We start from the raw sequence: 6910 nt of genomic DNA on the forward strand, positions 1-6910 counted from the left end.
GGGGCTGCGCACCTACCCGTCGACCCGACGTACCCGCAGGATCGCATCGCTCACATGGTCTCGGACTCCGAGGCCGTACTCGGGCTGACCACCCGGGCGAGCTGCGAGGACGTCGCATCGAGTTCGGCGTACGAGATCGAGCGGCCCTCGTAGCGTATCGCGGTCGCCGACGGGTCGAGTGCGGCTCCGGCAGCGAAGATCTCGGCCAGAGTGCCGCCGGCCAACACGTCGTCGCCGTGGACGTGGGTGAGCCGGTCGTACTCGTCGTCGTAGAGGATGGACAGATCGCCCACCGGGGTGTTCGGTGTCGCCACGATCGCTTCGAGCAGCCAACGGAAACGACGCGAGAAGACCTCGATCGTGTTCTCGTCGAACAGGTCTCGCGCGTAGAGGAAACCGGCGGACAGACCGGTGCCGTCGGACTTCTCGTGCAGCGTCAACGACAGGTCGAACTTGGCGGTGTCGACCTCGACGTCGACCGCCGAGACCGTCAGACCGGGTAGCTGGAATTCGCTCGGTGGCAGGTTCTCGAACGCGATCGCCACCTGGAACAGCGGATGTCTGGCCGTCGTGCGCTCGGGTTCGAGCAGATCGACGAGCCGCTCGAAGGGGATGTCCGCGTGTGCGAACGCATCGAGGTCGACGTCCCGAACGTGGCCGAGGAGGTCGGTGAATCCCTTGCTTCGATCGACCGAGGTGCGGAGCACCAGGGTGTTGACGAACATGCCGATCACGTCGTCCAGGACGGCCTCGCCGCGGCCTGCGACGGCGGTACCCACCGCGACGTCGTCCGAGGTGGACATGCGAGCCAGGAACAGCGCGAGCGCACCGTGGAGCACCATGAACAGCGTGGTTCCGGTCGACCGGGCCAGATCGTCGAGCGAGGCGCGCAGATCCGCATCGATGTCGAACTGGAATCGCCCGCCCGAGTACGACTGGACCGCAGGACGCGGCCGGTCGTACGGCAGGGTCAGCTCACTGGGCAGGTCCGCCAGGGCCGAACGCCAGTAGTTCGCCTGTGCTGCCATCAGGCTGCTCGGGTCCGCGTCGTCGCCGAGCACGGCGCGCTGCCACAGCGCGAAGTCGGCGTACTGAACCGACAGCGGCGTCCACTGCGGAGCCTCGCCGGCCACACGAGCGAGGTAAGCCGTCATCACGTCGCGGGTCAGCGGCCCCATGGACCACCCGTCCGCGCTGATGTGGTGAACCACGACGACCAGCACGTACTCGTCGTCGGTGACCCGGAACAATTTGGCGCGCAGGGGAATCGACTGGGTGACGTCGAATCCCTCGGAGGCGAAAGCGATCAGGTCGGCCACCGCACCGTAGGCGGACGGTGTGGTGGGCGTCAGGTCCGGTGCCACCGATTCGGCAGGCAGGATCACCTGGTGCCCCGCTCCGTCCACACTCGGGTATACGGTGCGCAGTGCTTCGTGCCGGTCGAGAACGTCGACGACCGCCGCGTTCAGGGCCGCGGTGTCGAGTGCTCCGGTGAGCCGGATCGCCACGGGGATGTTGTTGACCGCCGATTCGGGCTCGAATCGGTTGAGGAACCACATACGCTGCTGGGCGAGAGAGAGCGGAATGCGTTCGGGGCGTTCCTGCGCCACCAGAGGCGCGGATGCTCCGTGGCCGACGTGGCTTTCCAACGCAGCAGCCAAGGCTGCCACCGTGCCTGCCTCGAACATCGTTCGGACGGGCACCGTGGTACCCAGTTCGGCACCGAGTCGTGCGGCGACCTGAGTGGCGACCAGTGAGTTGCCGCCGAGGGCGAAGAAATCGTCGTCCACACCGACTCGGTCGAGTCCGAGGACGGCTCCGAACACCGTCGCGACGATCTCTTCGACCGGATTGCTCGGTGCTCGGTAGGGCGTCGCCTCGAATTCCGGATCGGGCAGTGCTTTTCGATCGAGCTTGCCGCTTCCGCCGAGCGGAAACTCGGTCAGTTCCACCACGGTGGACGGCACCATGTACTCGGCCAGACGTCCACGTAGCGCGGTGCGTATCCGGTCCACATCGACCGGGCCATCGGTGGGGACGACGTAGGCGACCAGTTGCTCTCGTCGCACGAGCACCACGGCCTGAGCGATCTCGGACAGATCCAACAGAGCCGATTCGATTTCGCCGAGTTCGATACGCAGGCCACGCAACTTCACCTGGAAGTCGGACCGGCCCACGTACTCCAGTTCACCGGCGGGCAGCCACCGCACCACGTCGCCGGTTCGGTACATCCGCTCACCGTCGACTGCGAACGGATCGGCGACGAAGCGATCCGCGGTCAGATCGGGTCGGCTCACGTATCCCCTGGCGAGCTGGACACCCGAGAGATAGAGCTCTCCCGACACCCCGACCGGAACCGGCCGCAACGACGAATCGAGAACGCGCACAGCGGTATTCCACACCGGTGAGCCGATCGACACCACCGCGGTGTCCGCGTCGGAGACCGCGTGATAGGTCACGTCGACGGCAGCTTCGGTCGGGCCGTACAGGTTGTGCACCGACACCTGTGGGAGCGCGCGGCGCAACGAATGTGCAGTAGCGGGCGCAAGTGCCTCCCCCGAGGCGAACACCGTACGCAGCGACTCTCCCGCCTCCGGCCTGCGCTGCGCCTCGGGTGCGAACACCGACATCATCGACGGCACGAAGTGCACCACCGAAACATGTTCGCGTGCAATGACATCGAGCAGGTACGACGGATCCCGATGACCCTCGGGAACCGCGACGACCACCGATGCGCCGACCTGGAACGCCCAGAAGAACTCCCACACCGACACGTCGAACGTCGCAGGCGTCTTCTGCAACACCACATCCTGCGGACCGAGCGGATACTCGTGCTGCATCCACAACAAGCGGTTGACGATCGCCGCGTGCGATACGCCGACGCCCTTCGGGCGACCCGTCGAACCCGAGGTGAAGATGACGTATGCGAGGTTCTCTGCCCGCAGCGGTGCCGTCCGCTCCGCATCGGTCACCGGTGCCGACGAGAATTCCGACACGTCCACGGTGTCGATGTCCACCGTCTCCACACCCGGGAACTCGACGTGGTCTCGAGTGCTCGAGAGCACCCGCACCGGCGAGGCCGTGCTCACGATGTACTCGTTGCGCTCCGACGGCTGACTCGGGTCGATGGGTACGTACGCGGCACCGGCCTTGACGATCGCGTACATGCCGACCAGCAACTCGATACTGCGACCGACCGCGAGGCCGACCGTCGAATCGGTGCCGACGCCCACGGACAACAGGTATCGCGCCAGGCGGTTCGCGCGCGCGTCGAGCTCGGCGTACGTCAGCCGCACGTCCTCGAACACCAGGGCCTGAGCGTCGGGGGTCTGCTCGACGCGAGCGTCGAACTGCCCCACCAATGTTGTCCCGCCGGGGATCTCGTGTGCAGGCCCCGAACCGAACTCCAGCACCGAATTGCGCTCGACCGAGTCGAGCAGGTCGATATCGCCGACGGCTGCGGCAGGCGCTGCGGTGATCGCACGAAGAACACGAACGAACCGCTCACCGAACCGGTCCATCGTCGATTTCTCGAAGAGGTCCGCGGCATAGGTCAGAGCGACGGTCAGGCCCGCGGGCTCGGAGCCGGCCGGAGCCGAATCCCACAACGTCACCTGCAGATCGAACTTCGCCAGGTCTGCCTCGTAGTCGACCGCCGCGATGGTCAAGCCGGGAAGCTCCACCGACGTTCGGTCCAGGTTCTGGAACGTCAACATCACCTGGAACAGCGGGTGCCGTGCCTGCGAGCGCACCGGGGCCAACACGTCCACCAGACGCTCGAACGGCACCTCGGCGTGCGAGAACGCGGCGAGATCCACCTCACGGATCTCGCGCAGCAGATCGTCGAACGACGCCCGTGGATCGACTTCGGTGCGCAGCACCAGTGTGTTGACGAACATCCCGACGACGTCGTCGAGGGCCGCATCACCACGACCGGCGACCGGCGTACCGATACTGATGTCGTCGGCGGCCGCGAGCTTGGCCAACAGCACGGCCAGTGCGGCGTGCACGACCATGAACGTCGTTGCGCTGTGGTCTCTTCCGAGCTTCTCCAGCTCGCGGACCAAGTCGGCGTCGATCTCGAACGTGTGTGTACCGCCGTTGGTCGTGGCGACCGCCGGGCGGGGGCGATCGGTGGGTAGCTCCAATTGGTCGGGAGCACCACCGAGCTGGTGCCGCCAGTAGTTCTCCTGCGCCGAGATCAGCGAATCCGGATCGTCCTCGCTACCGAGGACGGCCCTCTGCCACAGCGTGAAGTCGGCGTACTGCACCTCGAGCGGAGTCCATTGTGGTTCCTGCCCGCTGGTGCGTGCCACATAGGCCGCCACCACGTCGCGGGTCAGCGGGCCCATCGAGAATCCGTCGGCCGCGATGTGGTGTACCACGAACGCGAGCACGTGCTCGGTCTCGGACGTTTCGAGAAGCACCGCCCGCAAGGGCAGCTGTACCGCCAGATCGAAGGGCCTGAGTGCGAACTCGAGCAGCACGGCGGGCACGTCGGCCTCGGTTGCCGTCGCTCGCTCCAGTTCCACTGTCACCGAATCCGATTCGAGCACCAGCTGGAAGCCGACACCGTCGTGGTCGGGGTAGACCGTCCGTAGTGACTCGTGCCGATCCAACACGTCGACCAAGGCCGACTGCAGGGCCGTGAAGTCGAGTTCTCCACTCAACGCGATGGCGACCGGGATGTTGTTGACAGCCGAGTCCGGCTCGAATCGGTTGAGGAACCACATCCGTTGTTGGGCAAGCGACAGCGGCACACGTTCGGGCCGCTGCTGCGCAACCAACGCCGGTCGCGCGTGCGTCGAGCCTGCGGCGTCGACTGCGGCGGCCAGTTCGGCGACGGTCGGTGCGTCGAAGAACGACCGCACATCCACCGCAGTGCCCAGCTCGGCGTTGACCCGCGCGATCACGCGGGTGGCATTGAGCGAGTTTCCACCGAGGACGAAGAAGTCGTCGTCGACGCCGATGCGGTCGAGGCCGAGGACGGTCTCGAAGATCGCGACCAATGCCGACTCGGTCTCCGTGCTCGGTGCGCGGTATTCCCGCGCCAGGGACGCGAAATCGGGCGCGGGCAACGCTTTTCGGTCGAGCTTTCCGCTGGCGTTCAGCGGAAACTCGTCCAGGACGACGAACACCGACGGCACCATGTACTCGGGCATGCGGCGTCTCACCGCGTCCGCGAGGCCGTCGTGGTCGAGATCGGGATCGGTACTGACGACGTAGCCGACGAGCTGTTGTTCCGACTGCTCCGACGAATGAAGCAGTACAGCCGCCTGGGTCACCTCAGGCTCGGCGAGCAGGGCCGATTCGATTTCGCCCAGCTCGATACGCAGACCGCGCAGCTTGACCTGGAAGTCGGTGCGCCCGATGTACTCGATGAGGCCGTCGCCGCGTCGACGCACCAGGTCGCCGGTGCGGTACATGCGGTCACCCGGCTCACCGAAGGGGTCGGCCACGAACCGATCGGCTGTCAGGTCGGTGCGTCCGAGGTATCCGCGAGCGAGCTGCACGCCCGCCAGATAGAGCTCACCCTCGACTCCACGGGGCGATCGCCGCAGTCCTTCGTCGAGCACGTACAGATCGGTGTCGTCGACTGCAGCGCCGATGGGAACCGAGGCTTCTTCCACCTGCTGGGTTCGGTAGTACGTGACGTCGACGGCCGCTTCGGTGGGACCGTACAGGTTGTGCAGTTCCGCGTTCGAGATCTCGTGGAACGCGTTGACGGTGCGCGCCGGGAGCGCCTCGCCGGAGGCGAACACCATCCGAAGCGAATCAGCCTGCACAGCAGTGGGTTCGGCGACGTACACCGAGAGCATGGAGGGCACGAAGTGTGTCACGCTCACGCCCCGCTCGCCGATGACGCGGGCGAGGTAGGCGGGTGCGCGGTGGCCCTCGGGCTCGGCGATAACCAGCGTGGCACCGATCTGCAACGGCCAGAAGAACTCCCACACCGATACGTCGAACGTGAACGGAGTCTTCTGCAACACGACGTCGGCAGCACTCATCGAGTACTCCCGCTGCCGCCAGGAGATGTTGGCGACGATGGCCCGGTGGCTCACCGCCACACCCTTCGGACGTCCCGTCGAACCGGAGGTGAAGATGACGTAGGCGAGATCGTCCTCGGTCAGGGCGGAGAGCCGATCCGCATCGGTGATCCGTCCTTCCGGCACATCGGTCAGGTCGAGCTCGTCGACGAGAACGGTGGCGGTGCCGTCGGGCAACTGCGGTAGGTCGTTCGTGGTCGTCAGGACCAGGACAGGTGTCGCGATGTCGAGAACGTAGCCGAGTCGGTCGACCGGATGATCCGGGTCCAACGGCACGTAGGCTCCGCCTGCTGCGGCGACGGCGTACATACCCACCAGCAGATCGAACGATCGGCGGATCGACAGTCCCACCGCTGAATCGGGGCCGACTCCACGTGCGATCAGCACGCGGGCGAGACGCTCCACCGAGGCGGCGAACTCGGCGTAGGTTCGCGTGTCGTCGCCGAAGACGAGGGCAGGTGCGTCCGGGGTGCGCTCGGCCTGATCGGCGAACAGCGCGTACAGCGTGGCGGCTTCGGGATGGGCGGAGCTCGACGTCGACTCGTCGTCGCCGAGAACCGACACCGCATCCGCGATGACGGTGGACACGACCGCGTCCAGACCACCCTCGGTGGCCTCGATGAGGCCTGCAAGCGTGTTGGACAACACGACCGGAACCAGCGCGTCGGGGCCGAGGACGCCCCCCATGGCCGCATCGAGGGTGGTGATCTCCTCGTCCAGGCGGGCGTAGGTCAGTTCCGTACCGAGGTGCGTGAGCGCTACGCGGTCGGGTTCGACCGCTGCGACGCTCCGAACCAAGCGCGGAAGGTCCTCGACCGTCAGAGCTGCATCGCTTCGACGTCCTACCGCCATCTACCTTTTCC

1 protein-coding gene is annotated in these 6910 nt (G+C 66.3%); it reads right to left on the reverse strand.

Annotated features, from left to right (window positions below):
- Positions 1 to 50 precede the first annotated feature (50 nt).
- The gene (locus tag CH256_RS06725) at positions 51 to 6899 is read right to left on the reverse strand and encodes an amino acid adenylation domain-containing protein (RefSeq protein WP_094669159.1); all 6849 of its coding nucleotides are present in this window, start codon (positions 6897 to 6899) and stop codon (positions 51 to 53) included.
- Between the last annotated feature and the right edge of the window lie 11 nt (positions 6900 to 6910).

Origin of the sequence: Rhodococcus sp. 05-2254-6, assembly GCF_002258565.1 — a bacterium.
Taxonomy (GTDB): Bacteria; Actinomycetota; Actinomycetes; order Mycobacteriales; family Mycobacteriaceae; genus Rhodococcoides.

Bases quoted from the DNA above. Each gene is read 5' to 3' on its own strand.
- CH256_RS06725 (WP_094669159.1), bottom strand. From the start codon at position 6,899: ATGGCGGTAGGACGTCGAAGCGATGCAGCTCTGACGGTCGAGGACCTT.